Origin of the sequence: Nocardia aurantiaca (genome assembly GCF_009708175.1) — a bacterium.
Lineage (GTDB): Bacteria > Actinomycetota > Actinomycetes > Mycobacteriales > Mycobacteriaceae > Nocardia > Nocardia aurantiaca.
Genome location: NZ_WMBB01000013.1, coordinates 33046 through 59359, shown reverse-complemented (window position 1 = coordinate 59359; position 26314 = coordinate 33046). Strand labels below are relative to the sequence as shown.

Sequence of the window (26314 nt, the reverse complement as noted above, 5' to 3'; positions counted from 1 at the left end):
GGAACGATGGCGGTATGAGAATCGGGGTACCACGGGAGGTCAAGGAACAGGAGTACCGCGTCGCCCTCACCCCGGCCGGCGCCGGGGAACTGGTGCGGCACGGGCACGAGGTGCTGGTCGAGGCAGGAGCGGGAGTCGGGTCCGGCTTCCCCGACGACGCCTACCTCGCGGCGGGAGCGCGGACCGCGCCGCACGCGGACGAGGTGTGGGGTGCCGCGGAACTGGTGCTGAAGGTGAAAGAACCCATCGCCGAAGAGTATTCGCGAATGCGGGAGGGGCAGGTGCTGTTCACCTTCCTGCACCTGGCCGCCTCGCGGGACTGTACGGACGCGATTCTGCGCTCCGGCATCACCGCCATCGCCTACGAGACCGTGCGGGCCCCGGACGGGTCGCTGCCGCTGCTCGCGCCCATGAGCGAGGTGGCGGGCAAGCTCGGCAGCCAGGTCGGGGCCTACCATCTGATGTCCCCCCAGGGCGGGTCGGGCGTGCTGCTCGGTGGGGTGCCGGGGGTGCGGCCCGCGGATGTGGTGGTGCTCGGCGGCGGGGTGGCGGGCAGTAATGCGGCGGTTGTCGCGGTCGGCATGGGGGCGCGAGTCGCCGTGCTGGACACCAATATCGCGCGCCTGCGGGAGCTCGACGCGCGGTTCGGCGGGCGAGTCATCACCATCGGCTCCAATGCGGCCGAGGTCGAGAAGGCCGTGCTGGCAGCGGATCTGGTGATCGGCGCGGTGCTGGTGCCCGGGGCTCGGGCCCCGAAGCTGGTGCCCGACACCCTGGTCGCTCGCATGCGGCCGGGCTCTGTGCTGGTCGATATCGCCATCGACCAGGGCGGGTGCTTCCAGAGCTCGCACCCGACCACCCATACGAAACCCACGTTCCCAGTGGCGGATTCACTGTTCTACTGCGTGGCGAACATGCCGGGCGCGGTACCACACACCTCCACCGTCGCCCTCACCAATGTCACGCTGCCCTACGCCCGCGCCATCGCCGACCTGGGCTGGCGGTCCGCCTGCACCGCCGATCCCGGTCTGGCACAGGGCCTCAACGCGGACGCCGGACAGCTGTATTCACCGGAAGTGGCCGCCGCGCACGGCCTGCGGCCGGTGACACGCGTCGCCTCCTGAGCTGATCCGCACGCCATGACGGGCCTGCGACCGAGGGAATCGGTGGCAGGCCCGTGGCACCGGATCAGGCGTCGGCGCCCAGCGACCAGTCGGGCTCGGCGCCGTCGGCGGGCAGTCCCCGCAACTTGTCGGGATTGCGGACCACGTCGATCTTGGTGATGCGGCCCTCGTCGATGGTGAACGAGAAGACGCCGGTGTGCTTGCCGTCGAACACCACCAGGCCCGGGCGGCCGTTGACCAGCACCGAACGGCCCCACGCGCCACCGACCTCGGACGCTCTCCCCAGGAAGCCGAGCAGAGTGGCGGCGACCTTGTCCGCACCACGCATGGGGTGCAGGAACGCCTGCACCTTGCCGCCGCCGTCGGAGGTGAAGGTGACCTCGGAGTCCAGCAGACCGAGCAGGGCGCTCAGGTCGCCGGACCGCCAGGCCACCGCGAAGGCGGAGACCACCTTCTCATGCTCGTCGGGGCTGGCGGGGAAGCGCGGGGTGCCGTTCTCCACGTGTTTGCGGGCACGCGAGGCCAATTGGCGCACCGCGGCCGGGGTGCGGCCGACCACCTCGGCGACCTCGGGGCCGGACATGCCGAAGACGTCCTGGAGGACGAAGGCGGTGCGCTCGGCGGGGGAGAGGGATTCCAGCACCACCAGCAGGGCGGTGGTGACGCGCTCGTCCTGGGAGACGCGGTCGGCCGGATCGTCCCAGGTGGTGATCTCCGGCTCCGGAAGCCATTCGCCCACATAGTGTTCGCGGCGAGCGCGCGCCGAACCCAGGTGGTCGAGGGCCAGTCGGCCGGTGACGGTGGTCAGCCAGGCGCGCAGGTTCTCGATGTCCGCGCCCTCCGGGCTGGTCTCGTAATAGCGCACCAGGCGCAGCCACGCCTCCTGCACCACATCGTCGGCATCGCTGAGGCTGCCGAGCGTGCTGTACGCGACCCGCCGCAAATAGCCGCGATGCTCCTCGAACTGCCGCGCCAGCGCGGCCTGATCGGGCCCGTTCCGCCGTTCGTCACCGCTCATCGCACCTCACCCTTCACTCACGCCCACCCGGTGGGGCGGACCGTCCACAGCACCGACGAAACAGGTCGGCGGACTGTGACATTCCCATGAGAAAACCCGCCGAAGAAGACTGTCCGATTCGTGAAGCTGAGCTATCGGATCAACGCCGCGGGTAGGCCGCGATCGCGGCGGCGCAGGCCGCGGCCAGCTGAACCGCCTCCGAGAGCCGCACCGCGCGGCGAAGATCGCGCACCCGGGGGACCGGGCCGTCACCGAGCGTGGGGCGCAACTCGGTGCCATGGCGGTATTGGGTGCGACCGCCGAGGGTCACGCCCAGCGCACCCGCCATGGTCGCCTCCGCCACACCGGCATTCGGGCTCGGGTGCTTCCCGGCATCGCGCCGCCAGGCCCGCCACGCATCAGCGGGCCGACCGCCGACCACCGGTGCGAGGACCGTCGTGATGAGGCCGCTGACCCGTGCGGGCACGAGATTCGCGACATCGTCGGTGCGAGCCGCGGCCCAGCCGAAGCGGCTATAGCGATCGTTGCGGTAACCGACCATCGCGTCGAGGGTGTTGATCGCCCGATACGCCAGCAGTCCGGGGACACCCGCGACGGCGCCCCAGAACAGCGGCGCCACAGTCGCATCGGAGGTGTTCTCCGCGATCGACTCCAGCGCGGCCCGGGCCAGGCCGTCGGCGTCCAGCACCTCGGGATCGCGCCCGCACAGCGATGGAAGCAGTGCCCGCGCCCCGTCGATATCCCCGGATTCGAGCCGATCCGCCATCTCACGCCCGGTCCTGGCCAAGGTCGTCCCGCCCAGCACGGTCCAGGTCGCGGCCGCGGTCACCACTACCTCGCCGATTGCTCGCGCCATCCTGCGCTCGGCCCGATTCTTCGTGCGCGACGCCGGTGCGGTCCGGCCCGCCACCAGGCGCCGCAGTCCGATCCCCAGCCCTGCGGCCGTGCCGACCAGCACGACCTCGTGAACCACCCCGGCCGCGCGGCTGTCGCGATAGGTGAGGTCCTCCACCTTCGTCGCGGCCGCACCGAATCCGGCCACCGGATGCCCGCGCCGCGGATCGCCCAGCGTCCGGTCCAGGCCGAACCCGAGCAGCAGCCCGGCCGCGGTAGCCATCCCCATTCGCACCCGGGCGAGGGTAGCCGAGGCTCCGCCACGCTCCGGCCGCGGCCGCTGCGCCAGCCACCACGCCGGGGCTCGGCCCGGGACATCACTCGCGCGCCCTGAACCCGGGCCGCGGGGGTGACGTCAGCGGCGGGTGCCGCCATAGCGGTCGGCGAGGCGGGCCTCGTTCGTCGTGGGTTTCGGCTTCGGGGCCGGGTCGTGGGGTTTCGCCGCTGTTGCGGGAGCGGGCGATTCGGAGGTGACCTCACCGGTCGAGCGGGCGGTGCCGGTCGACCGATCGGCCGCCGGTTGGGCGGCGGCTTCGGCCTTTTCGCGGCGGCGGGCGCGGACTTCGGCCCAGATGAAGTAACCCAGGCCCAGTGGCGCCATCACGCCGAAGGCCAGCCATTGCAGGCCGTAGGACAGGTACGGGCCCGCATCGAGCTGGGGCAGCGGGTCGGGGGTGAACGCGCCGGGCTGGCCGGATTCGAGCTGGAGATAGCCGCCCGGACCGTCGGTGGGGATAGGGGTCAGCGGGATGCCGAGGACCGCGGCCTCCTGCTGGGTGTCGGTCGTATAGACCTGGCGGTAGCCGTCTTCCGTGGTCGGCGGCTTCTTCTCGATCACGCCCTCGGAGGCGCGGATGCGGGCCGACAGGTGCTGGGTGCCGGTGGGCGGGGCCGCGATGGCCGGTGGATGGGTGCCGCCCTCCGCCGCCGCGATCTGGCCGCGATCCACCAGCAGGGTGCGGCCGTCGTCGAGCCGGAAGGCGGCCAGAACGGTGTAGGCGGGCTGGCCGTCGAGGTGGCGCAGTCGCACCAGCACGGTCGAATCCGGGACGTAGGCGCCGTGGGCGGTGACGCGCCGCCACTCGGTGTCCTTGCCGTTGCCCGAGAGCATGGCGGCGATGTCGACCGGATCGGCGTGCACCGAATTCGCGATCCGGTCATTGCGTTCGGAGGTGCGTGTGTTCTTGCCCAGCTGCCACGGGGCCAGCACGCTGAAGCACAGGTAGGCGAACCCGGCGACCACCACGGCGAGAATCAGCCAGCTGGGGCGAAGCAGGAAGGCGAACCGCCGCGGCAGCGAGGTCTTCGAACTCATGCGACCTCACCCACCTGCTCGCGCACCCAGTCCAGCAGGCCCGGCACGGCGGCCTCGATCTGCTCGCGCACCACCGCGAAGTCGGACTGATCGCCGTAGTACGGATCCGGCACCGAGCGGCCGTCGGCGCGCGGATCGAAGCTCCGCAACAACCGCCGCCGATCCGATGGCACCCCCATCCGGGCCAGCGTCCGCTCATGCCCGGTGTCGAGCGCCACCAGCAGATCGGCGTCCCGATGATCGGGCCCGATCATCGCGGCCCGATGCCCGGTCGGATACCCGTATGCCCGCAACTCGCGGTTCGTCCGGTGGTCGGCCTCATCGCCCACATGCCAGCCGCCGGTCCCGGCGCTGCTCACCCGCACACGATCCGCCAGCCCCGCGCGCTCCAGGTGCGCGGCGAAGATCTTCTCGGCCATCGGGGACCGGCAGATATTGCCGGTGCAGATGAAGGTCACATGCAGCTCGCCCACAACAGCCATTCTGTCCGGTGGGTGTCGCACCCGGCCACGTAGGGTGGACGGCTGTGCCGGACGACACCCAGTTCCAGGATTTCGACCATGCCAGGCTGCGGCACCACGGGGACGTGGACGCCCGGCCGGGGATGGTCGACTTCGCGGTGAACGTCCAGGGGAGTGCGCCGCCGGAGTGGTTGCGGGAGCGGCTGGCCGCGCGGCTGGGGCAGCTCGGTCGGTATCCGGGGGAGGACGACGAGCGGGCGGCGCGGGCGGCGGTCGCGGCCCGGCACGGGCGGGCGCTCGAGGACGTGCTGTTGCTGGCCGGCGTGGCGGAAGGCTTCGCCATGCTGCCGCGGCTGGGGTCCAGGCTCGCCGCGGTGATCCACCCCTCGTTCACCGAACCGGAACTGGCGTTGCGGCAGGCGGGGGTGCCGGTCGCCCGGGTCATGCTCGCGCCGCCCTACACCCTCGACGGCGCCGCGGTGCCGGAGAACGCGGATCTGGTGGTGGTGGGCAATCCCACCAATCCGACCTCGGTGCTGCATCCGGCGGACGGCATTCGGGCGCTGCGGCGGCCCGGGCGGATCGTGGTGGTGGACGAGGCGTTCGCCGACGCGGTGCCGGGGGAGGCGGAATCCCTTGCCGGAGAGAGCTGTCCGGATGTGCTCGTGTTCCGCAGCCTCACCAAGACCTGGGCGCTGGCCGGACTGCGCTGCGGTTATGTACTCGGCGCGCCGGAGGTGCTGGCCCGGTTGAACCACGGCCGGCCGCACTGGCCGCTCGGCACCCTGCAACTGGAAGCCATTGCGGCGGTGAGCGAACCGGCCGCCGTGGCCGAGGCACAGCGCAAGGCCGAGACCATCGCCGCCGATCGGGCCGCCATGATCCCGCGGCTGCGGGCGATCGGCATCGAGGTGCGCGAGCCCGCGCGAGGGCCGTTCCTGCTGATTCGGGTGCCGGATGCGGAACTGTTGCGAAAGAAGCTCGCGGACAAGGGAATAGCGGTGCGCCGCGGTGATACGTTCCCCGGGCTGGACCCGGGTTTCCTGCGGGTGGCGGTGCGACCCGCCGCCGAGGTGGATCGGCTGGTCGCGGCGATTCGCGACGTGGGCTTGTGACCAGGAAGACAACGACGAGAGTCGGGAGGTTCGGTTGTGGTGACGACGGTGCGGCTGGCGGATCTCATGGCGGCGTTGGATGCGGCGTATCCGCCCCGGCTGGCCGAATCCTGGGATTCGGTGGGGCTGGTGGCCGGTGACCCGGACGAGCGGGTGTCGCGGGTGCTGTTCGCCGTCGACGCCACCGCCGCCGTCGTGGACGAGGCCATCGAGTGGGGTGCGCAGGCCCTGGTCGTGCACCACCCGCTGCTGCTGCGCGGCGTGGACACGATCGCGGCCAGCACGCCGAAAGGTGCGCTGCTGCACCGGCTCATCCGCTCCGGCTGCGCGCTGTTCACCGCGCACACCAATGCCGACTCCGCCGACCCCGGCGTCTCGGATGCGCTGGCGCACACGATCGGACTGACGGTGACCGGGCCGCTGGACCCGAAACCGCTGACCGCACTGGACAAGTGGGTGGTGGCGGTGCCGGTCACCCACCGCGACGAAGTGCTCGACGCCCTCTTCGCGGCGGGCGCCGGTGTGATCGGCAACTACTCCGACGCCGCCTGGACCGTCGCGGGTACCGGACAGTTCCGGCCTCTCGAGGGGGCGAACCCGGCCCTGGGCGCGGTCGGCGAACTGCACGAGGTCACCGAGGACCGCCTCGAGGTGGTGGCGCCGCCCTCCCGTCGCGCCGCACTGCTGGCCGCGCTTCGCGCGGCCCACCCCTACGAGGAGCCCGTCTACCACGTCACCGAACGTGCGGAGTTGCCCTCCAGCATGGGCATCGGCCGCGTCGGCGAGCTGACCACTCCGGAAACGTTGCGGGACTTCACCGCTCGTGTGCGCGCCGCCCTGCCCGCCACCACCTGGGGCGTGCGCGCCGCGGGCGACCCCGACCGCGTCATCGGCACGGTCGCGGTGTGCGGCGGCGCGGGAGATTCGTTCCTGGGCAAGGTCTCTCGCCTCGGCGTCGACGCCTACGTGACCTCGGATCTGCGCCACCATCCGGCCGACGAGCACCTGCGCGCCGGCGGCCCGGCCCTGATCGACGCCGCCCACTGGGCCACCGAGTTCCCCTGGTGCGCGCAGGCGGAGGGTGTGGTGCGCGCCGCGCTGCCCAGCCTCGAGACCCGTGTCTCGACGCTGCGCACCGACCCGTGGACCATCGGCGCGGCCGGCTGCTGATCAGCCACTTTCTGGTTCGCGGCCGGACGAGGAGAGGCGGAGCGCTCGATTCCGGCCTCCGCTCCGCCCCCCCCGCGCTCGGAGCGCAGGAACGAACGGCTCCATGGACCTGCGCCTTGTGGGAGGGAAGAATCGAGACCTCGGGGCCGCGAACCCGCCCGGAGCGAAGCGTCGGGCAAATTGAACACGGTACGGTGGGAGTCTTACTGTCCATAGCGTCCAGGAGACCTTCGCGTTGAATGCAGAACCATCGATCCAGGCCAAGCTGCTCGACCTCGCTGCCGTCGACGCCGAGCTGACGCGGATCGAGCATCGCCGCAAGGTGCTGCCCGAGCAGCAGGAAGTGGCGCGGCTGGAGGCCGAGCGCACGACCCGCAAGGATGCGGCGGTGAAGGTCGAGATCCTCATCGATGACCTGGACCGCGACATTCGCAAGCTGGAGGGCGAGATCGAGGCCGTCCGCAAGCGTGAGGAGCGCGACCGCGGCATGCTCACCGCGGGGTCGGTCGGGGCCAAGCAGCTCTCCGAACTCCAGCATGAGCTGGGCAGCCTGGAACGCCGTCGCAAGGTTCTGGAAGATGACCTTCTCGAGGTGATGGAGCGCCGCGAGGCGGCCGCCGCCGACCACGACCACGCGGGCGCCAACCTGGACAAGGCCGAGGCGGACCTGGTCGACGCCGAGCGCCGCCGCGACGACGCCCTGGCCGATCTGACCGTGGCCCAGCAGCGCTGTGACTCCGACCGCGCCGCCCTCGTCAACGCCTTCCCCGCCGATCTGCTGGCCGCCTACGACAAGCAGCGCACCGGCTACGGCGTCGGCGCCGCTCTGCTGCAGGCCCGCCGGTGCGGCGCCTGCCGTATCGAACTCGACCGGGGCGAGATCTCCCGCATCACCCAGACGGCTCCCGACGTGGTCGTCCGCTGCCCCGAATGTGGTGCGATCCTGGTGCGCACCAAGCAGTCCGGGCTCTGATTCGGTGGCCGCGCGCACGTGGGGCGCGCGGCACCCCACGTGTCCGCCCGGGCGCGGACCGCGGGGCCGCTCGACGACCGCGACGCCGCGACCCCGGTACGGCTCGAGGCGAGAGATGATCTACGCGGAGAGCGGACCGGAGGGCCGAGGCGGCGGCATACACGGTAATGCGGTTCGCTGTCCGACGCAGCGAGCCTGGGCGCGGTCGGAGGCGGACTTTCAGGCCGGCACGAAAGGTGAACAGCGTTGGTGGACATGGTGATCGTCGAGGCTGACGGAGGGGCGCGCGGAAATCCGGGGCCCGCCGGTTACGGCGCGGTGGTGTGGGACGCCGACCACGTGCGCGTGCTGGCCGAGCGTAAGGAGTTTCTCGGTGTCTCCACCAACAATGTCGCCGAATATCGCGGGCTGATCGCGGGTTTGGAGGCGGCGGCCGAGCTCGGTGCGCGTGAGGTAATCGTGCGTTTGGACTCCAAGCTGGTCGTGGAGCAGATGTCCGGGCGGTGGAAGGTCAAGCACGAGTCGATGATTCCGCTCGCCGATCGGGCGCGGCGGCTGGTGGCCGGGTTCGACCGGGTGAGCTTCGCCTGGATTCCGCGCAAGGACAATTCGCGCGCGGACCGGCTGGCCAACGAGGCCATGGATGACGGGGACACCGTCGCCGAGGTACGCACCGCACTCGCGAGCGAGCGCACTGCCGCGGATGCGGACCCGCGGCCCGGCAGCGTCGCCGCGGATACCGCGGTCGAATCTCGTTCGGCCGTAGGAGCAATCGGTGCGGCACTTGCGGGTGGCGTGGTCGATTCCGCTGCGGTCGGCGTCGCTCGGGCGGCGACGGTCGGGCCCGGGTGGACCGGAGCGGTCGGGCGGCCGACCCGGCTGCTGCTGCTACGCCACGGGCAGACGGAATTGTCGGTGCATCGGCGATATTCGGGACGGGGCAATCCGCCGCTCACCGAATTGGGCTGGCGGCAGGCGGCCGACGCGGCGGCCATGCTCGCGGCCAAGGGCGGGATCGAGGCCATCGTGTCCTCGCCGCTCGGGCGGGCGCGGGATACCGCCGAGGCGGCGGGACGGGCGCTCGGACTGCCGGTGCGTGTGCTGGACGGATTGACCGAGACCGATTTCGGCGCGTGGGAAGGGATGACCTTCCAGGAGGCCCGTGAGCATTATCCGGAGCTGCACGGCCGCTGGCTGGGGGATCCGTCGGTTCCGGCGCCCGGCGGCGAGAGCTTCGACCAGGTGCGGGAGCGGGTCGAGGCGGTGCGGCGGGATCTGGTGGCGCTGTATCCGGGCGCGAATGTGCTTGTGGTCAGCCATGTCACGCCGATCAAGACGCTGCTGCAGTTGGCGCTCGGGGTGGGGCCCTCGCTGCTGTACCGGCTGCACCTGGATCTGGGGTCGCTGTCCATCGCCGAGTTCTATCCGGACGGCGGTTCCTCGGTGCGCCTGGTCAACGACACCTCCTATCTCTGAGAACCCGTGCACCCCAGCGGGTTCGGGTTCAGGGACGCAGCGTGGCCATGAGGAATTCGGTCTGGTCGTAGACGGCCTTCTCGAACCAGTCGTCGAAATAGATCTCGAAATGCCCGATGGGGTAGCGCTTCACGGTGGCGTGCTTGGTGCGTTCCGCGGCCTTGAGGGTCGGGCCCGCGGGTGCCACCGAGTCGTTGTCGCAGATCGCATACAGCACCGGCGCTTTGATGTCCTTGACGTGTCGGGTGGGATTGTCGAACAGCGTCGACAGGCCGATGCGGGCGGCCACCTTCGGCCGGTACCGTGCGCTCTCCTCGGCCAGGCGGCCGAACCCGGCGGGCACGTCGGCGGCGCTCATCAAGGCCGCGGAATGCTTCTTGCCGGCCAGCCGGACATTGATCGGACGGCGAATGATCGGTCCCACCACCTGATCCGTGACCGCCAGCGTGCCGGTCTTGATCAGGCTGATCGGCCCCTTCGCCATGGCCGAGGACCAGCCGCTGGTGAACGGGCACTGCGCCACCACGGCCGCGACGTAGTGATCGTCGGGTGCGACGGCCAGCACGTGCCCGCCGCCGAAAGAACTGCCCCACAGCGCGATTCGGGTGGCGTCGATGCCCCGGATGGTGCGCGCGAAGGCGATGGCCGCATGCCAGTCCTCGCGCTGCCGGGCGATATTGATCACCTGCCGAGGCTCACCCCCGCTGGCCCCGAAATGCCGATAGTCGAAGGCCAGCACCGCGATTCCCGCCGATGCGAAACGCCGGGCATACCGGTCCAATCCCATTTCCCGGTCCGCCCCCAGCCCGTGACCCATGACCACCAGCGGGCGCGGCTTGGGCGGTCCATCCGGGAGATACAGCCACCCTGCGCACTGGTCGCCACCCGAAGGGAACCCCACCTCGACACGCTCCATGACGCCCTACCGTACCCTGGTGTTCGCGGACGAGTCGGTCGGGCGGCCGCGGCTGAGGGAACGGGCACGCTTGGTGCCGCCGCCCTTCGCCGAGGAAAGTCCGGACTCCGGAGAGCAGGGCGGTTGCTAACGGCAACCCGGGGCAACCCGCGGGACAGTGCCACAGAAAACAGACCGCCGGTGGGCCGCACTTCGCGAGAAGTGCACCGCCGGTAAGGGTGAAACGGTGCGGTAAGAGCGCACCAGCGCGCCGGGTGACCGGCGTGGCTCGGTAAACCCCGCCCGGAGCAAGGTCGAAGGCCGCACTCGCGAGAGTGCGACTGCGCAGGCGTTCGAGGGCTGCTCGCCCGAGCCTGCGGGTGGACCGCTCGAGGCACCCGGCAACGGTGTGTCCAGATGGATGGTCGCCACCCGGTGGGTAACCACCGGGGACAGGATCCGGCTTACAGACCGACTCGTTCGCGCTATTTTGCCCTCCGCTGTATCTTCTGCCCTCCGCTTCGCTCCGGGCGGGTTCGCGGCCCTGAGGTCTCGATTCTTCCCTCCTCCGCTCCTCCGCTTCGCTCCCCCGCTCCGTCAGTCCAGAATCGAGACGGCCGCGAACCTTTGGGGGATGTAGTTGGGGGGAGGCGAACCTTTGGGGGATGTAGTTGGGGGGAGGCGAGCCTTTGGGGGATGCCGTTGGGGGAACGCGAACCTTGTGGGTGGGTCCGGTCGTGGGGATTGGCGTCGCGGGGGTGTTCTTCCGGTGCGATGATGGAGGCACACCATCGGGTTTCTGGTGGCGCGGAGATCGTTTCGCGGAGCGAAGATATGGACGTCCTGTATCTGTTGATGGGGTGGCTCGCGGCCATCGTCGTTATTGCGGGGATCGGGCTGGCGGCGGGGGTGCGCGTGGTCACCCAGTACGAAAGAGGCGTGGTTTTCCGGCTGGGGCGGGTGCGCGCGGTGCGGGACCCCGGGATGCGGCTGCTGATTCCGGGCGTGGACAAGATGCAGAAGATCTCCATGCAGGTGGTCACCATGCCGGTGCCCGCGCAGGAGGGCATCACGCGGGACAATGTGACCGTCCGGGTGGACGCGGTCGTCTACTTCCGCGTCATCGACCCCATGCGCGCCCTCGTCGAGGTCCAGGACTATCTGTTCGCGGTCGCACAGGTGGCGCAGACCTCGTTGCGCTCGATCATCGGCAAGAGCGATCTGGATGATCTGCTGTCGAATCGGGAGCAGCTCAACAAGGGCCTGGAACTGATGATCGACAGCCCTGCCGTGAACTGGGGCGTGCACATCGATCGCGTCGAGATCAAGGACGTGGCGCTGCCGGATGCGTTGAAACGCTCCATGTCTCGCCAGGCCGAGGCCGAACGCGAGCGCCGCGCCCGCATCATCTCGGCCGAGGGCGAGCTACAGGCCTCGCAGAAGCTCGCCGCGGCGGCGGCGAACATGGCCCATGCCCCGGCGGCCCTGCAACTGCGCTTCCTGGAGACCGTGGTTCAGGTTGCGGCGGAAAAGAATTCGACCCTGGTGCTGCCGTTCCCGGTGGAACTGCTGCGATTCCTGGAACGCAGCGGGCGGCCACCCGCTCAGGCGGGGCAACCGGAGCAGGACAAGGAGCCGGAGCGGTCGGGCGACGAACAACCGGGCCTTACTCCCGCCGCGGTCGGCGAGTTGATGGCGGCACTCGCCCAACCCGGTATCCGGGAGGCCCTGGCGGCGCTGGAACAGCCCGGTGCGCCGTCGGCGCCGCCCAATGCCTGGGAAAAGTCGCCCGATACGTAGGAAAACACGAACGCGGCCGGGAGCCCGGCGGCGGTGAGGAGTCGGCGTAGCGCGGGCACCGGGTCCGCGCACGCGCGGCGGCAAGAGGATGAGGAAGAAATCATGGCGGGTGTGATTCAGCCGGCGGCCATCGTGGTGCTGTTCGGGATCGCGTACGGATTCAAGTTGTTCAGCGCCAAGTTCCCTGACGGACTGCGCGGTAAGTAAACCTGGAAACGCCAGGTCGGAGAATTCTCCGCGGGTGGGCGGCGTGACCGGCGCCGCTCGCCCATTCGTGTGCGCAGACCAATGGGTTGGATGAGAATTGCGGCGCGCCGCACGGCGTGTAGCGGCGCGGCTCGGCGTGTCGAGTGGGTTATCCGCTCTGAACTGGCACCGAACGTGATGGACGTCATAAAGTGTTGCGCGTTGGAAAGTTCCGTTGCGGTCCGCAACGGGGCGAAGGGCTCAATGATCGTCGAAAGCAGGTCTCGTCTACATGCGAATTGCTCGCAAACTGGCAGTGGGGGCGCTTCTCGCCGCTGCCGCTTCCGTTGTGCTGGGTGCCGGTTCCGCCTCCGCGGTCGCCGTGACCCCGCTGCCGGGTGGGGTACAGGTGGATCTCACCCCGGCGGACACGCAGTGGGTGGCGCAGACCCACATCGGGCAGGCGATCGCGGGCCTGCCGCACCCCTCGGCTGCTTCCTTCGGGGAGGCCCTGGACTCGGCGGCGGCACTGTCGTCCCAGTACCCGGGCGGTCGCGTGGTGTTCACCGTGTACGGTCCGTTCAACGAGCTGAACGGCACCATGCTGGCCCTGCAGTAGGGACAGCCCCCGCAGTGGAACTGCATCAGCGGATCGTGTCGGCGCCGGTGGACTTCGGCGCCGTCCGAACCGAATTCGGACTGGCTTCGGACTACCCGTCCGAGGCCGTCTCGGAGGCCCGCGACGCGGTCGACGCGTTCGCGGGTGCCCGAGCCGATCGGCGGGAGATTCCGCTGGTCACCATCGATCCGCCGGGCTCCATGGATCTGGACCAGGCGCTGTGCCTGGAACGCACCCGGAATGGCGGATTCCTCCTCCACTACGCCATCGCCGATGTGGCCGCGGTGGTCGCCCCCGGCGGGCCGCTGGCCCGCGAATCCCTGGCCCGCGGCCAGACCTTCTACTTCCCCGACGGCACCGTCCCGCTGCACCCGAGAGTGCTGTCCGAGGACCGCGCCAGCCTGCTGCCCGAGGTGGACCGCCCCGCCGCGCTGTGGACCATCGAATGCGACGCGCACGCCGAGGCCGTGCGCTACTCGGTGGCCCGCGCCCTGGTCCGCTCCCGCGCCCGCCTCGACTATCAGAGCGTGCAGGCCGACGCCGACGCCGGCCGCCTGCACCCGTCCATCGCGGCGCTCCCCGATTTCGGGCGCCTGCGCATCGAGGCCGGAATCCGGCGCGGCGCGATCACCCTGCGGCTGCCCGCGCAGACCGTCATCCGTGACGGCGAGCAAACCGGGATCGACCACTGGCAACTGGCCGTCGAACCGCGTACCGCCGCCGACGATTGGAACGAGCAGGTCTCCCTGCTGACCGGCATGTGCGCGGCCCGAATCATGCTCGATGCCAATAACCCGAACGGCTCCGGCCACGTGGGTGTGCTGCGCACCATGCCGGCCCCCGCCGCGAGTGCCATCGAGTCCATGCGCCGCACCGCCGCCGTGGTCGGGGTGCCCTGGTCGCGGGACGAGTCCGCGGGCCGCATGCTGGCCACCCTGGACTGCAATACGCCCGCCGGCCTGGTGCTCATGTCCGAGGCCACCGGCCTGCTGCGCGGCGCGTCCTACACGATCCTCAACGGCCAGGCCCCGGAAACCTTGCGGCACAGCGCGATCGGCGCACCCTATGCGCACGTGACCGCCCCGCTGCGCCGCCTCGCCGACCGCTACGTGACTGAGATCTGCCTGGCGCGCTGCGCGAGAACCGAAGTCCCGCACTGGGTCCGCGATGACCTGACCGCGGTAGCCGACACCATGCGCCGCAGCGACGCCCTCGCCGGCAAGGTGGAACGCGCCTGCGTCGAACTCACCGAGGCCACCGTGCTGTCCCCGCGCCTCGGCACCGACTTCGCCGCCGTGGTTCTGCGCGCGACCAACGGCACCCGCCCCGCCGAGATCTTCATCGCCGACCCGCCCGTCCTCGCCAAGTGCACCGGCGCACTGCCGGAGGGCGGAACAGTGCAGGTCCGGCTCGCCGAGGCGGACCCCGCCACCCGTACGGTCATGTTCAGCTACCCCGCCGGACCAGCCTGTTCGATGCCGTACTCGAAGCCATGACCGTCGAACCGTTTCTATGAGCTCGATCCGGCCACGGGTGTATGCGCGCTCACCGGAATTCATCATGATCGGCTTCGTTTGACCGTGCCGTTCGAGATCGATATCGATCTCACCGAGATCGACCGTCTCTGAGTGTAATTCGCGGCTGGTCCAGCGGGCGGTCGCGGAGGAATTCGATGGCGTCCGGGTATTCCTCGAGGGCCTTGGCCGCCGCTGCTTCCTCCGCGTCGCAGAGGAGTTGATAGCCGGACTCGTCGGCGTCGGTGGCGTGGGTGCGCAGTGTTTTCAGGGCCTCGATGGCGTCGCGGTGATCGCCGAGCACGCCCTGTAGGCGTTTGGCCTGCTTGCCGAGTTCCTCGGCGGGCTTGCCGAGTACGGCGGTCGCGGCTTCGGCCGAATAGCGCAATCGCTTGGCGGCCTTTCGAATATCGTGCAGGTGCTGTATGCGGTCGTCGCCGGACAGACCGGGCTCCGTGCGCACGAGACGGCGCAGGTCCCGGAATTCGTGCCGCAGCACCTTGGTGAAGACCGGTTCGGCGGGATCGTCGGCGTGTGAGGCACGTAGCGGTGGGTCGGTGAGCAATCTGTGCAAGCGGTCGACGAGGGTGCGGTAGCGGTGGCTGTCCAAGGAGTCGACCACCGCCCGATGGGCCCCGGCGTAGTAACCGCGCTCCTCCGCGACCAGTCGCTGACCGAAATCGTCTTGGGGAACCCGCTTCTCGCCCAGCGGAACGGTTTTCTCGTCGGACGGCGCCCCGTTGTCGCCGAGGAGGGCGGCGTACCGCTCAGCTCGCACTTCGGCGTCGCGCGCCACCCCGAGTAGCCCTGCCAGCCAGCGCAATTCGTCGGTGATCTCGCGGACCGGCTTACGCCGCAGTATCCGGCGGTAGGACCGGAGGACGCTGCGCAGTCGCCGGGTGGCCACCCGCATCTTGTGCACCGAGTCCGGAAGGTCTTGGCGCACATCGGGTTCGGCGGTACACAGTCGGTCCACATCGGCGGCTGCTGCGTCGATCAATGCGGAACCGGCTGTGGTGCTCATCTACGTCCTGTACTTGTCCGTGGCCTCCACCAGATGGTGGGTGATGCCGGGTTCGAGAGCGGCGTGACCGGCGTCGGGCACCAGGTGCAGTGCCGAAGCGGGCCAGGCCCGGTGTAGATCCCAGGCGCTGGTCGCCGGGCACACCACGTCGTGGCGGCCCTGCACTATGACGCCGGGAATGTGGGCGATGCGCTCGATATCGCGCAGCAGCTGGCCTTCGTCGAGGAAGCCGTGATTGACGAAGTAGTGGTTCTCGATGCGGGCGAAGGCCAGTGCGAACCGCGGATCGGCGGTTTCGGCGACCCGATCCGGTTGGGGCAGCAGGGAACTCGTGGAACCCTCCCAGGTGGACCACGCGACGGCCGCGTCGGTGGCGAGGGCGGCATCGGGGGAGTGCAGCAGGCGGTGGTAGACCTCGACCAGATCCCGCCCCCGTTCGGCTTCCGGCACCGGCGCCAGGAACTTCTCCCACTCGTCGGGGTACACGTACCCCGCGGAGCCATTGTAGTACCAATCGATTTCCTTGCGCCGCAACAGGAATATCCCGCGCAGCACCAGCTCGGTGACCCGGTCCGGATGCGCCTGCGCGTAGCTCAGCGCCAGCGTCGAACCCCACGAGCCGCCGAACACCAGCCACTGCTGGACGCCGAGATGCGTTCGCAGCCTTTCGATATCGGCCACCAGATGCCAGGTGGTGTTGTGCTCGAGGCCGGCCCCGTCCGCGATGTGCGGCGTGGACCGCCCGCACCCCCGCTGATCGAACAGCACGATCCGGTAGGCCCGCGGATCGAAGAACTGCCGGTGATACGGCGACGTCCCGCCGCCCGGACCGCCGTGCAGGAAGACCGCGGGCTTGCCGTCCGGATTGCCGCTCACCTCGTAGTAGAGCGTCTGGCCGTCGCCGACGTCCAGCATGCCCTGCTCGTAGGGCTCGATCGGCGGGTACAGGGTGCGCATCAGCCCGCCACCAGACCCGCGGCCAGATTCGGGATCTCCAGTGCGGAGATCGCCTGATCGCGCACATCCGAGCAACTCTTGGCGGTGACCCGGTCGACCACGCCCCGGTCGTTCGGCAGGAACAGTCCGTTCTGCGCCGCCCACTGGATCACGGTCGCGTTCAGCGAGATCTTGCCCAGCGTCGGCCCCTGCACCCGCCAATCCGACAGCTGCGGACGCAGCATGTCGCACAGCTGCTTGGCGGCATCGTCGGAGACGTTCAGTGGCGTGGTGCCATTCACCGAGGTGGTCGGTCCGCCCGTGGTGGTCGGTTTGCCCGCCGTCGAGGTCAGCGATGAGGACGAGCCCTGCGGCTGCGTCGATCCAGGCGAAGAGTTGCCGCCACAGGCCGCGGTCAACGCGACGGCACCCATCGCGGCGATCAGCAGCGGCGTACGACGAACCCGGCGACTCGTTCCGCGATCCATGGCTTCCCTTCGGTCGTTCCAGCTCATTGGCTTCCGAGTCTGCCATCAAAAGTTCGCTGTGGACCGAGAAGCAGGGGGCAGGGGCCTCAGCCCCCGGGTTCCATAGCCGAAATGCATGAAGTGCCTCCGTGGTGTGGCGCGGAGGCACTTCAGCTATCCGGGAAGCCGGATCCGGCTCAGTAGCTGTGCTCCGGGCCCGGGAACACACCCCGCCGCACCTCGTCCGCGTAAGTGGCTGCGGCGGTGCGCAATTGACCACCCACATCGGCGAACTGCTTGACGAACTTGGCGGTCTTGCCACCGGTGTAGCCGACCATGTCCTGCCAGACCAGCACCTGCGCATCGCATTCCGCGCCGGCGCCGATGCCGATGGTCGGAATGGTCAGCTTGCGGGTGACCTGCCCGGCCAGCTCGGCGGGCACCATCTCCATGACGACCGAGAAGGCCCCGGCCTCCTGTACCGCGATGGCGTCGGCGATGAGCTGCTCGGCCCCGTCGCCGCGGCCCTGCACCCGGAAACCGCCCAGGGTGTTCACGCTCTGCGGGGTGAAGCCGATGTGCGCCATCACCGGAATGCCGGCGGCGGTCAGCGTGTGGACGGTGTCGGCCACCCGCTCACCGCCCTCCAGCTTCACCGCGTGCGCGCCGCCCTCCTTCATGAAGCGCACGGCCGTGGCCAGTGCCTGCCCGGGGGAGGACTCGTAGCTGCCGAACGGCAGGTCCGCCACGACCAGGGCGTGCGGCGCACCGCGCACCACGCCGCGCACCAACGGGATCAGTTCGTCGACGGTGATCGCGACCGTGGTGTCGTAGCCGTACACCACGTTGGCGGCCGAATCGCCGACCAACAGCACCGGAATCCCGGCCTCTTCGAAGAGGCGGGCAGTCGAGTAGTCGTAGGCGGTCAGCATCGACCACCTCTCACCGGCCTGCTTCATCTGCTGAAGATGCTGCACTCGCGTCTTCCGCCGACGCTCCGCCTCCCCGCGCTTGGGAGTTTTCGGTGCCGCAGACCCGTAAACAGGGGTTTCCGCATCGGATACGGACATCATCGTCCCTTTCGTCGTTTCCTCGAGGCCCATGACCGGGTCCCCGGGTTGTTCTGACGATCCTCAGTCTGCCATTGCGCCCGTCCCCGCCCGAGATGGAATTCCTCACATCCGTGAGGCCGGTCCGGGAGCAAGCACCCAGGCCATCGAAGAAATGCCTACCGGGGGAGATGACTGGCCGAGCCCGCCCTCGAAAGGGCGGGCTCGGCACTGAAAGTGCGGGCGCTAACCGACCGGGCCCTTGGCCAATTGAACCTGGGCCGACCGGGACTGGCCGGCCTCGTCGGTCCACTTCAGGGTGACGGTGTCGCCCGGGTGGTGCTGGTCCATGGTCGAGGTGAGGTCGTTGGCGGAGATGATGGCGTGGTCGTCGAGGCCGGTGATGACGTCGCGGGCCGCCAGGCCGAGTTGATCGGCGGGCCCGCCCTGGACGACGCCGCGGATCTGCGCGCCGCCGCTGACCGAGCTGACCGAGACGCCGATGAAGGCGGTGTCGCCGATGTGCACGCGCTCCGAGGCCCGGCCCGCCTGGATCTGCTTGGCCACCGACAGCGCCTGGTTGATCGGGATGGCGAAGCCCTGCCCGCCGCTGATGCTGAAGCGGAAGCCCTTGGAGGCGGCGGTGTCCATGCCGATGACCTGTCCGGCCGCGTCCACCAGCGGCCCGCCTGAATCGCCCGGCTCGATGGTGGCGGCCACCTGGATGAGACCGGTCAGCTGCTCGGAACTGCCGGTGGAGTCGTCGCTGGCGGTGATGGCCCGATTCAGCGCCGTCACCTTGCCCGCGGCCGCGGTGGGTGTGCCGCGTCCACCCGCATTGCCGACGCCGACCACCGCGTCGCCGACCGCCACCTTGTCCGAATCGCCGAGCGGTGCGGTCTGCAGTCCGGACGCACCGCTCAGTTTGATGACGGCCATGTCCTCGCTCCGGTCGAAGCCCAGCACGGTGGCGTCATAGGTATGCCCGTTGCCCAGATCGGTGACCGAGATCTTGGTCGCGCCCTCGACCACGTGATTGTTGGTGAGCACGACGCCGTCGGAGCTGAGCACGATGCCGGTGCCCGCGCCCTCGCCGTTCTGCAACCCGAGCTCGGTGTTCACGTCCACGATGCCGGGCACCACGTTCCGCACCGCGGAGTCGAGATCTGCTGGGGGCGTGGTGAAATCGATCGGCTGGCTCTGGGTCACCCCGCCCGGCGGCTGCCCGAGCGGATTGCCCGGGAGCGTCGACGGCCCGCAGGCCACCAGTCCCAGGGCCGCGGCCGAGGCCACCGCCGCGGCGGCAGCGGCCCGGATGGTGCGTGAGCGCGATGAGCCGGAACCGGACGCGGTGGACCGATTCGGTGAATGTGGTTGCACGGTCATGACATCCCTCATAGGTAGAACCCCCGATTCCCTCCCATTAAGCATGCCGTGCCTGAGAGCGGCCTGGGGACTTGCCGTGTGAAGGCCCACGTACCCCCGGTGAGGCCGGCTCCGAACCTCTACCGTTGCCGAATCCGTGCCATGCGTGACCTTTCGCACAGCGGCGGAGGTGATGTAAACGGAGACAAGACGCGGACGGGCGGAGCCGATATGCGACAACCGACGGCCTCGAAGGTGTTTTCGGCGGGATGGCACGATCGTGGGATGGCGTTGATGCGAACCGGCCGGATCGTGCTTATGGCGACGGCGTTGGCGATGACCGCGGCTGCGTGCACCAACGTGGTGGACGGCAAGCCCACCGCGACCGCACCGGTAGGGATGGATTCCTTTTACAACCAGACCCTGACCTGGGGCAGCTGTGCCGACTACAGCGAAGACGAGATGCCGAAGAACGCGGAGTGCGCGCGGGTGACGGTGCCGGTCGACTATGCCAACCCCGGCGGCGCCACCGCCAAGATCGCGATCTCGCGAGTCCGGGCCAATGGCAACAAGATCGGCTCGCTGCTGTTCAACCCCGGCGGTCCCGGTGTGACCGGCTTGAACATGGTCACTTTGGGCGACAGCACCACGCTCGCCGACCGCTTTGACCGGATCGGCTTCGACCCGCGCGGCGTCGGCGCCTCGCAGCCCGCCATCAAGTGCATGACCGCGGCCGAGGACGACGCCCAGCGCGCCGAGCCCAACAAGGACAACTCGCCCGCCGGTATCGCCGCCGCGGAGGCCGAGAACAAGGACCTCGCCGACAAATGCGCCCAGCGCACCGGCAAGGACTTCCTGGCCCACGTCGGCACCCGGGAAGTCGTGCAGGATATGGACGTGATCCGCGCGGTGCTCGGTGATTCGAAGCTGACCTATGTGGGCTACTCGTATGGCACCCGCCTCGGCTACGCCTACGCCGAGAAGTTCCCCGACCACGTGCGCGCCCTGGTGCTCGACGGTGCGCTGGACCCGGAGCAGGATCCGGTCAAGGAATCGGTGGCGCAGGCGGCCAGCTTCCAGAAGGCCTTCGACGCCTACGCCGTCGACTGCGCGGCCAAGGAGAAGACCAACTGCCCGCTCGGCGATGATCCGCGGCAGGCCACCAAGAAGTTCCGCGCGCTGGTGGATCCGCTGTGGGGCAAGCCGGTTCCCACCCAGGACCCGCGCGGCCTGCACTACGGCGACGCCATCACCGGCGTGCAGCAGACCCTGTACTCGAACCGCCTGTGGCCGGCGCTCACCAAGGGCCTGCGCGAACTGGCCCAGGGCAGCGGGGACACCTTGCTCGCCCTCGCCGACATGTACGACGGCCGCCACGAAGACGGCAGCTACGACAACAGTTCCGACGCCTTCAATGCCATTCGCTGCGTGGACGATCCGGCTATTACCGACCGGTCTGTCGCCGCCAAGCAGGACGCCGACTACCGCCGCGTCGCCCCCTTCCTCGACGACGGCCACGGCAGCGACGCCGCGCCCCTCGAACTGTGCGCCATCTGGCCGGTGCCCAGTACCAGCACCCCGCACAAACTTTCGATCCAGGGCCTGCCCAAAACCGTGGTGATCTCCACGACCGAGGATCCGGCCACGCCGTACCAGGCCGGAGTCGATCTGGCGCAGCAGCTCGGCGCGTCCCTCATCACCTACAAGGGCGCCCGACACACCGTGTCGCTGTCCGGCGTTCAGTGTGTCGACGACCCGGTGATTTCGTATCTCGTTGATCTGAAGGAGCCCGCGGCGGGCCTCACGTGTTGAGTCGGCGCGACTCGCCGCGCCTGCTGACGTTCATGTAACACGGATTTAACTCCGGGACCCTACGCTCGCGGTCATGGACCGTCAGAAGGAATTCGTGCTCCGGACGCTCGAAGAACGGGATATCCGATTCGTGCGACTGTGGTTCACCGATGTCCTGGGTTATCTCAAGTCCGTCGCGATCGCGCCCGCCGAGCTGGAGGGCGCTTTCGAGGAAGGCATCGGATTCGACGGTTCGGCCATCGAGGGGTTTGCCCGGGTCTCCGAGGCGGACATGGTGGCCAAGCCGGATCCGTCCACCTTCCAGGTGCTGCCGTGGTCCACCTCCAAGGGGCACCAGCACTCCGCGCGCATGTTCTGCGATATCGCCATGCCGGATGGTTCGCCGTCCTGGGCCGACCCTCGGCACGTGCTGCGCCGCCAGCTGAACAAGGCCGGTGACCTGGGCTTCAGCTGCTACGTACATCCGGAGATCGAGTTCTTCCTGCTGAAGCCGGGCCCGCATGACGGTTCCAGCCCGGTCCCGGCCGACAACGGCGGCTTCTTCGACCAGGCCGTGCACGACGAAGCCCCGAACTTCCGCCGCCACGCCATCGACTCGCTGGAATCCATGGGCATCTCCGTGGAATTCAGCCACCATGAGGGCGCGCCGGGCCAGCAGGAGATCGATCTGCGCTACGCGGACGCGCTGTCCATGGCCGACAACGTCATGACCTTCCGCTACCTGATCAAGGAAGTGGCCATCGACGAAGGCGTGCGGGCCAGCTTCATGCCCAAGCCGTTCGCCGACCACCCGGGTTCGGCCATGCACACCCACATGTCGCTGTTCGAGGGCGAGCAGAACGCCTTCGCCGATCCGGACGACCCGGACAACCTGTCGGAGACGGCGCGCGCGTTCATCGCGGGCATTCTCGAGCACGCGCACGAGATCTCCGCGGTCACCAACCAGTGGGTGAACTCCTACAAGCGCCTGATCCACGGTGGCGAGGCCCCGACGGCCGCCTCCTGGGGCCGATCGAATCGGTCTGCGCTGGTGCGGGTTCCGATGTACACCCCGAACAAGTCGGCCTCGCGCCGTGTCGAGATCCGCAGCCCTGACAGCGCCTGCAACCCCTACCTGGCCTTCGCGGTGCTGCTGGCCGCGGGCCTGCGCGGCATCGAGAAGGGCTACACGCTGCCGCCGGAGGCCGAGGACGACGTGTGGTCGCTGACCTCCGCCGAGCGGCGCGCCATGGGCTTCCGTGAGCTGCCGGCCTCGCTGGACGAGGCGCTCAAGGCCATGGAGAAGTCCGAACTGGTCGCCGAGACCCTCGGCGAGCACGTCTTCGACTTCTTCCTGCGCAACAAGCGCCGCGAGTGGGCGGGCTACCGCGCGCAGGTGACGCCCTACGAGCTCAAGGAATATCTGGGGCTGTGATAAAGGAATATCTGGGGCTGTGATAAAGGAATATCTGGGGCTGTGATAAAGGAATATCTGGGGCTGTGATAATTGCCCTCCTGCCCTCCGCTTCGCTCCGGGCGGGTTCGCGGCCCTGTTACCTCGGCCTTCCCTCCTCCGCTCCTCCGCTTCGCTCCCCCGCTCCGTCAGTCCAGGCCGAGGCGGGCCGCGAACTTGGCAGGTTTGCTCTGCGCTTCGTGAGTCCGGGCTGAGGCGGGTCGCGAAGATGGTGGCTTGCCCTTCGATTCGTGGGTCCGGGTTGGGGTGGGCTGCGAAGATGGGAGTTTCAGCCTCCGACCCTGCATGCGCAGGTCTGTGGAGCTGTTCGCTCCCGGCTCCGAGGCGGGAGGTCTATCAAGCCGCGGTTCGGGCCGAGGCGGGCCGGCGGACGCGGCGGCTTCACACGCGCCGCGCCGAGGTGGTGGGCCATACGCACCCGCGTCACTCCATGCTTCAGCATGAGATTCACGTAGGCGTGCGACGCCACCCGAGTGCGGGTGGGTGCGTTCGGGAGTCGGAGCGGCTGCGAGGGGGCAACGATGTCTCGTTCGGGAGGGTTGGGCGGCATGTCGGTTCGACGCGCCATGTAATTTGATTGCATGGTTCGGCCACCGACTGCTCGTTCCGCTGTGCCCGGTGTCGGACGGCTCGGTCTGCTCGAGCCGTCGGCGTCCGACTCTCTGCGAGAGTTGGCGTGGGACAACGTGGACAGCGTTCCGCTGCTGTGGGCGCTGTCGCGTTCCCCCGACGCCGATCTGGCGCTGTTGACGCTCATCCGGCTGCGCGAGCAGCTCGGGAGCGATTGGGCCGCTTTGGATTCCGAATTGCGCCGGGACACCGCGTTGCGTGGGCGGCTGTTCGCGCTCATCGGCTCGTCGAGCGCCTTCGCCGACCATCTGGTCGCTGATCCGCCCTCGTGGCGGCTGTTGCAGCGGTCGAGGCTGCCCCAGCGCGAGGAACTGCTGACCGAGCTGCTGGACGCGGTGCACGCCATCCCGGAGACGGGGCCGAACGCCGGGCCCATGATGCACCGCGCGGGCGTCGCGGGACCGGAAGCGATCGCCTTGCTGCGCAAGCGGTATCGCGATCAGCTCATGCTGCTGGCCGCCATCGATCTGGCCGCCACCGTGGAGAACGAACCGGTCCTGCCATACCAGGAGGTGGGGCAGCATCTCACCGATCTGGCCGACGCGGCGCTCACCGCGGCGCTGTCGGTGGCGATCGCCCGGGTGTGCACCGATCGGGAGGTGCCGGTCCGGCTGGCCGTCATCGCCATGGGCAAATGCGGTGCGCGGGAACTGAATTACGTCTCCGACGTGGACGTCATCTTCGTCGCCGAACCGGCCGACACCACCGCCACCCGGCTGGCCGCCGAGATGATGAGTGTGGGCAGCGCGGCCTTCTTCGAGATCGACGCGGCGCTGCGGCCGGAGGGCAAGGCGGGGGCGCTGGTGCGCACCCTGGACTCGCATATCGCCTACTACAAGCGCTGGGCGCGCACCTGGGAGTTCCAGGCACTGCTCAAGATGCGGCCCGCCACCGGCGATCTCGAACTCGGCGGCGAGTACCGCGGCGCGCTGATGCCCATGGTGTGGGCGGCCTCCGAGCGCCCGGACTTCGTGACGGACGTGCAGGCCATGCGGCGGCGCGTCGAGGACCTGGTGCCCGCGGACCTGCGCGAACGCGAGCTGAAACTGGGGCACGGCAGTCTGCGCGATGTCGAATTCGCCGTCCAGCTACTGCAATTGGTGCACGGCAAGGCCGACGAGCTGCTGCATGTCCAGGGCACCGTCGAGGCGCTGACCGCGCTGGCGACGGGCGGCTATGTGGGCCGCGACGACGCCGCCAACCTCACGGCCTCCTATGAATTCCTGCGGCTGCTCGAACACCGTTTGCAGCTGCAGAGACTCAAGCGCACCCACACGCTGCCCGCCCCCGAGGACGAGGAGGGCATGCGCTGGCTGGCGCGCGCCGCGCACATGCGGCCGGATGGGCGGCAGGACGCGGTCGGGGTGCTGACCAGCGAGATCAAACGCAATGCCGTGCGGGTGCGGCGGCTGCACGCCAAGCTGTTCTACCGGCCGCTGCTGGAATCGGTCGCGCGGCTGGACGCCGACAGTCTGCGGCTCAGCCCGGAGGCGGCGGTGCGGCAGCTGGCCGCGCTGGGCTATGTGGCGCCGGAGAACGCGCTCGGGCATCTGAAAGCGCTGACCGGCGAGGTCGGGCGCAAGGGGCGGATCCAGGCGCTGCTGCTGCCGACGCTGCTCGAATGGCTCGGCGAGACACCGAATCCCGACGCGGGGCTGCTCGCCTACCGGCGCGTGTCGGAGGGGCTGGACAACGAGATCTGGTTCCTGCGCGAACTGCGCGACGAGGGAGCCATCGCGCAGCGGTTGATGATCGTGCTCGGATCCTCGGCGTACCTGCCGGATCTGCTGATCAACGCGCCCGAGACCATCCGCATGTACGCGGACGGGCCGGACGGGCCGCTGCTGTTGGCCACCAAACCAGCCGACGTGGCGCGTGGAATCCTTTCCGGGGCACGGCGTTACGACGATCCGAAGCGGGCGGTGGCGACGGCGCGCTCGCTGCGCCGCCATGAGCTTGCCCGCGTGGCCTCGGCGGACGTGCTGGGCATGCTGGATGTTCCGCAGGTGTGCGAGGCGCTGTCCTCGGTCTGGATCGCCACCCTCGAGGCGGCGCTCCAGGCCGTGATCCGGGCGAGCGAGGCCGATCTCGGCAAGCCCGCGCCCGCCGACCTGGCGGTCATCGGCATGGGCCGGCTCGGCGGCATGGAACTCGGCTACGGCTCCGACGCCGACGTGCTGTTCGTGTGCGATCCGCGCCCCGGCGAGGACGAGACCGTCGCGGTCAAATGGGCCATCGGCGTCGCCGAACAGGTGCAGCGCCTGCTGGGCGCACCGAGCACCGACCCGCCGCTGCAGGTGGACGCCGGTCTGCGCCCCGAGGGCCGCAATGGCGCGCTCGTCCGCACCCTCGCCGCCTACGCCGCCTACTACGGCCAGTGGGCCCAGCCGTGGGAGGTGCAGGCGCTGCTGCGCGCCCACCAGGTCGCGGGTGACCGCGAACTCGGAATCCGCTTCCTGCGCACCATCGATCCCATCCGCTACCCCGAGGGCGGGATGTCCCCGGAGGGCGTGCGCGAGATCCGCCGCATCAAGGCCCGCGTCGACTCCGAACGCCTCCCGCGCGGCGCCAACCCCGCCACCCACACCAAACTGGGTCGCGGCGGCCTCGCCGATGTCGAATGGACGGTCCAGCTCCTCCAGCTCCTCCACGCCCACGAGGTGCCCGAACTCCACAACACCTCCACCCTCGAATCCCTCGACGCCATCGAACGCGCAGAACTCATCGACGCCACCGACGCCGCCCTCCTGCGCGATGCCTGGCTCACCGCCACCAAGGCCCGCAACGCCCTGGTCCTCGTGCGCGGCAAATCCGCCGACCAACTCCCCGGCCCCGGCACCCTGCTGTCCGCCATAGCCCGGGTATACGGCTGGCCCACCGACGACGGCAGTGAATTCCTCGACCACTACATGCGCGTCACCCGCCGCGCGAAGACAGTCGTGGAACGAGTCTTCGGCGGCGAATAGCACACGCCGAACGGGGCGAGATCTCTTCTCGCCCCGGAGGTCCCGATACCGG

The 26314-nt window shown here is 69.5% G+C and carries 21 protein-coding genes and 1 other RNA gene; 12 read left to right on the top strand and 10 right to left on the bottom strand.

What is annotated here, in order from left to right; genetic code table 11:
* Window positions 1-14: 14 nt before the first annotated feature.
* Window positions 15-1124 (top strand): alanine dehydrogenase, encoded by a 1110-nt coding sequence (ald, locus tag GLP40_RS25680; protein WP_154790583.1) that lies wholly within the window; start codon window positions 15-17, stop codon window positions 1122-1124.
* Between the two features lie 64 nt (window positions 1125-1188).
* On the opposite strand, the gene sigJ is transcribed toward ald, so the two are convergent.
* The 4 genes from sigJ to GLP40_RS25660 form a co-directional block, all read right to left on the bottom strand.
* Window positions 1189-2142: an RNA polymerase sigma factor SigJ gene (gene sigJ, locus GLP40_RS25675; RefSeq protein ID WP_154790582.1), complete on the bottom strand. Its 954-nt coding sequence runs from the start codon at window positions 2140-2142 to the stop codon at window positions 1189-1191.
* A gap of 139 nt (window positions 2143-2281) precedes the next feature.
* Window positions 2282-3265: a cobalamin biosynthesis protein gene (locus GLP40_RS25670; RefSeq protein WP_230329945.1), complete on the bottom strand. Its 984-nt coding sequence runs from the start codon at window positions 3263-3265 to the stop codon at window positions 2282-2284.
* Window positions 3266-3391: 126 nt separating this feature from the next.
* A complete protein-coding gene (locus tag GLP40_RS25665; protein ID WP_154790581.1) occupies window positions 3392-4351 on the bottom strand; it encodes an SURF1 family cytochrome oxidase biogenesis protein in 960 nt (319 codons plus the stop codon).
* Entirely contained in the window at window positions 4348-4833 is a 486-nt protein-coding gene (locus GLP40_RS25660) for a low molecular weight protein-tyrosine-phosphatase (RefSeq protein ID WP_154790580.1), read from the bottom strand. The genes GLP40_RS25665 and GLP40_RS25660 overlap by 4 nt, the downstream gene beginning before the upstream one ends.
* A gap of 44 nt (window positions 4834-4877) precedes the next feature.
* Here GLP40_RS25660 and cobC point away from each other — a divergent pair, with 44 nt between their 5' ends.
* The 4 genes from cobC to GLP40_RS25640 all read left to right on the top strand — a co-directional run bounded on the left by cobC (window position 4878) and on the right by GLP40_RS25640 (window position 9546).
* A complete protein-coding gene (gene cobC, locus GLP40_RS25655) occupies window positions 4878-5927 on the top strand; it encodes an Rv2231c family pyridoxal phosphate-dependent protein CobC (protein ID WP_328290647.1) in 1050 nt (349 codons plus the stop codon).
* Window positions 5928-5966: 39 nt separating this feature from the next.
* The gene (locus tag GLP40_RS25650; RefSeq protein WP_328290646.1) at window positions 5967-7097 is read left to right on the top strand and encodes a Nif3-like dinuclear metal center hexameric protein; all 1131 of its coding nucleotides are present in this window, start codon (window positions 5967-5969) and stop codon (window positions 7095-7097) included.
* A gap of 235 nt (window positions 7098-7332) precedes the next feature.
* Window positions 7333-8070, top strand: a complete 738-nt coding sequence (locus GLP40_RS25645) for a zinc ribbon domain-containing protein (RefSeq protein ID WP_154790579.1) — start codon at window positions 7333-7335, stop codon at window positions 8068-8070.
* A 249-nt stretch (window positions 8071-8319) separates the two neighbouring features.
* Window positions 8320-9546, top strand: coding sequence for a bifunctional RNase H/acid phosphatase (locus GLP40_RS25640; RefSeq protein WP_328290678.1), 1227 nt, complete (start codon window positions 8320-8322; stop codon window positions 9544-9546).
* Window positions 9547-9574: 28 nt separating this feature from the next.
* Here the strand turns inward: GLP40_RS25640 and GLP40_RS25635 are convergent, their stop codons facing one another.
* On the bottom strand, window positions 9575-10462 hold the full coding sequence (locus GLP40_RS25635) for an alpha/beta hydrolase (RefSeq protein ID WP_154790578.1): 888 nt from the start codon (window positions 10460-10462) through the stop codon (window positions 9575-9577).
* A 30-nt stretch (window positions 10463-10492) separates the two neighbouring features.
* Here GLP40_RS25635 and rnpB point away from each other — a divergent pair.
* The 4 genes from rnpB to GLP40_RS25615 all read left to right on the top strand — a co-directional run bounded on the left by rnpB (window position 10493) and on the right by GLP40_RS25615 (window position 14542).
* An RNA gene (rnpB, locus tag GLP40_RS25630) (RNase P RNA component class A) lies at window positions 10493-10924 on the top strand.
* 372 nt (window positions 10925-11296) lie between these two features.
* Window positions 11297-12241: an SPFH domain-containing protein gene (locus tag GLP40_RS25625; RefSeq protein WP_407671667.1), complete on the top strand. Its 945-nt coding sequence runs from the start codon at window positions 11297-11299 to the stop codon at window positions 12239-12241.
* Window positions 12242-12719: 478 nt separating this feature from the next.
* Window positions 12720-13046, top strand: a complete 327-nt coding sequence (locus GLP40_RS25620) for a hypothetical protein (protein WP_154790576.1) — start codon at window positions 12720-12722, stop codon at window positions 13044-13046.
* Window positions 13047-13060: 14 nt separating this feature from the next.
* Window positions 13061-14542, top strand: a complete 1482-nt coding sequence (locus GLP40_RS25615; RefSeq protein ID WP_328290645.1) for an RNB domain-containing ribonuclease — start codon at window positions 13061-13063, stop codon at window positions 14540-14542.
* A 109-nt stretch (window positions 14543-14651) separates the two neighbouring features.
* Here the strand turns inward: GLP40_RS25615 and GLP40_RS25610 are convergent, their stop codons facing one another.
* The 5 genes from GLP40_RS25610 to GLP40_RS25590 all read right to left on the bottom strand — a co-directional run bounded on the left by GLP40_RS25610 (window position 14652) and on the right by GLP40_RS25590 (window position 19422).
* A complete protein-coding gene (locus GLP40_RS25610) occupies window positions 14652-15584 on the bottom strand; it encodes a CHAD domain-containing protein (RefSeq protein WP_154790575.1) in 933 nt (310 codons plus the stop codon).
* Window positions 15585-16541, bottom strand: coding sequence for a prolyl aminopeptidase (gene pip / locus GLP40_RS25605; protein WP_154790574.1), 957 nt, complete (start codon window positions 16539-16541; stop codon window positions 15585-15587).
* Window positions 16541-17008 (bottom strand): hypothetical protein, encoded by a 468-nt coding sequence (locus tag GLP40_RS25600; protein WP_230329934.1) that lies wholly within the window; start codon window positions 17006-17008, stop codon window positions 16541-16543. The genes pip and GLP40_RS25600 overlap by 1 nt, the downstream gene beginning before the upstream one ends.
* A gap of 176 nt (window positions 17009-17184) precedes the next feature.
* The gene (gene panB / locus GLP40_RS25595) at window positions 17185-18057 is read right to left on the bottom strand and encodes a 3-methyl-2-oxobutanoate hydroxymethyltransferase (RefSeq protein ID WP_154790573.1); all 873 of its coding nucleotides are present in this window, start codon (window positions 18055-18057) and stop codon (window positions 17185-17187) included.
* A 225-nt stretch (window positions 18058-18282) separates the two neighbouring features.
* Window positions 18283-19422, bottom strand: a complete 1140-nt coding sequence (locus GLP40_RS25590) for a S1C family serine protease (protein ID WP_230329933.1) — start codon at window positions 19420-19422, stop codon at window positions 18283-18285.
* A gap of 264 nt (window positions 19423-19686) precedes the next feature.
* Here GLP40_RS25590 and GLP40_RS25585 point away from each other — a divergent pair, with 264 nt between their 5' ends.
* The 3 genes from GLP40_RS25585 to GLP40_RS25575 all read left to right on the top strand — a co-directional run bounded on the left by GLP40_RS25585 (window position 19687) and on the right by GLP40_RS25575 (window position 26262).
* A complete protein-coding gene (locus GLP40_RS25585) occupies window positions 19687-21213 on the top strand; it encodes an alpha/beta hydrolase (protein WP_154790571.1) in 1527 nt (508 codons plus the stop codon).
* Window positions 21214-21286: 73 nt separating this feature from the next.
* Complete coding sequence (glnA, locus tag GLP40_RS25580; RefSeq protein WP_040856254.1) at window positions 21287-22627, top strand: type I glutamate--ammonia ligase; 1341 nt, start codon at window positions 21287-21289, stop codon at window positions 22625-22627.
* Between the two features lie 620 nt (window positions 22628-23247).
* A complete protein-coding gene (locus GLP40_RS25575) occupies window positions 23248-26262 on the top strand; it encodes a bifunctional [glutamine synthetase] adenylyltransferase/[glutamine synthetase]-adenylyl-L-tyrosine phosphorylase (RefSeq protein WP_154790570.1) in 3015 nt (1004 codons plus the stop codon).
* Window positions 26263-26314 lie beyond the last annotated feature (52 nt).

What these genes read in the sequence shown, in the direction of transcription:
- ald (WP_154790583.1), top strand. Translation starts at nt 15, where the DNA reads ATGAGAATCGGGGTACCACGGGAGGTCAAGGAACAGGAGTACCGCGTC.
- sigJ (WP_154790582.1), bottom strand. Translation starts at nt 2,142, where the DNA reads ATGAGCGGTGACGAACGGCGGAACGGGCCCGATCAGGCCGCGCTGGCG.
- GLP40_RS25670 (WP_230329945.1), bottom strand. Translation starts at nt 3,265, where the DNA reads ATGGGGATGGCTACCGCGGCCGGGCTGCTGCTCGGGTTCGGCCTGGAC.
- GLP40_RS25665 (WP_154790581.1), bottom strand. Translation starts at nt 4,351, where the DNA reads ATGAGTTCGAAGACCTCGCTGCCGCGGCGGTTCGCCTTCCTGCTTCGC.
- GLP40_RS25660 (WP_154790580.1), bottom strand. Translation starts at nt 4,833, where the DNA reads ATGGCTGTTGTGGGCGAGCTGCATGTGACCTTCATCTGCACCGGCAAT.
- GLP40_RS25635 (WP_154790578.1), bottom strand. Translation starts at nt 10,462, where the DNA reads ATGGAGCGTGTCGAGGTGGGGTTCCCTTCGGGTGGCGACCAGTGCGCA.
- GLP40_RS25625 (WP_407671667.1), top strand. Translation starts at nt 11,297, where the DNA reads ATGGGGTGGCTCGCGGCCATCGTCGTTATTGCGGGGATCGGGCTGGCG.
- GLP40_RS25620 (WP_154790576.1), top strand. Translation starts at nt 12,720, where the DNA reads ATGCGAATTGCTCGCAAACTGGCAGTGGGGGCGCTTCTCGCCGCTGCC.
- GLP40_RS25610 (WP_154790575.1), bottom strand. Translation starts at nt 15,584, where the DNA reads ATGAGCACCACAGCCGGTTCCGCATTGATCGACGCAGCAGCCGCCGAT.
- pip (WP_154790574.1), bottom strand. Translation starts at nt 16,541, where the DNA reads ATGCGCACCCTGTACCCGCCGATCGAGCCCTACGAGCAGGGCATGCTG.
- GLP40_RS25600 (WP_230329934.1), bottom strand. Translation starts at nt 17,008, where the DNA reads ATGGATCGCGGAACGAGTCGCCGGGTTCGTCGTACGCCGCTGCTGATC.
- panB (WP_154790573.1), bottom strand. Translation starts at nt 18,057, where the DNA reads ATGTCCGTATCCGATGCGGAAACCCCTGTTTACGGGTCTGCGGCACCG.
- GLP40_RS25590 (WP_230329933.1), bottom strand. Translation starts at nt 19,422, where the DNA reads ATGACCGTGCAACCACATTCACCGAATCGGTCCACCGCGTCCGGTTCC.
- GLP40_RS25585 (WP_154790571.1), top strand. Translation starts at nt 19,687, where the DNA reads ATGGCGTTGATGCGAACCGGCCGGATCGTGCTTATGGCGACGGCGTTG.
- glnA (WP_040856254.1), top strand. Translation starts at nt 21,287, where the DNA reads ATGGACCGTCAGAAGGAATTCGTGCTCCGGACGCTCGAAGAACGGGAT.
- GLP40_RS25575 (WP_154790570.1), top strand. Translation starts at nt 23,248, where the DNA reads ATGGTTCGGCCACCGACTGCTCGTTCCGCTGTGCCCGGTGTCGGACGG.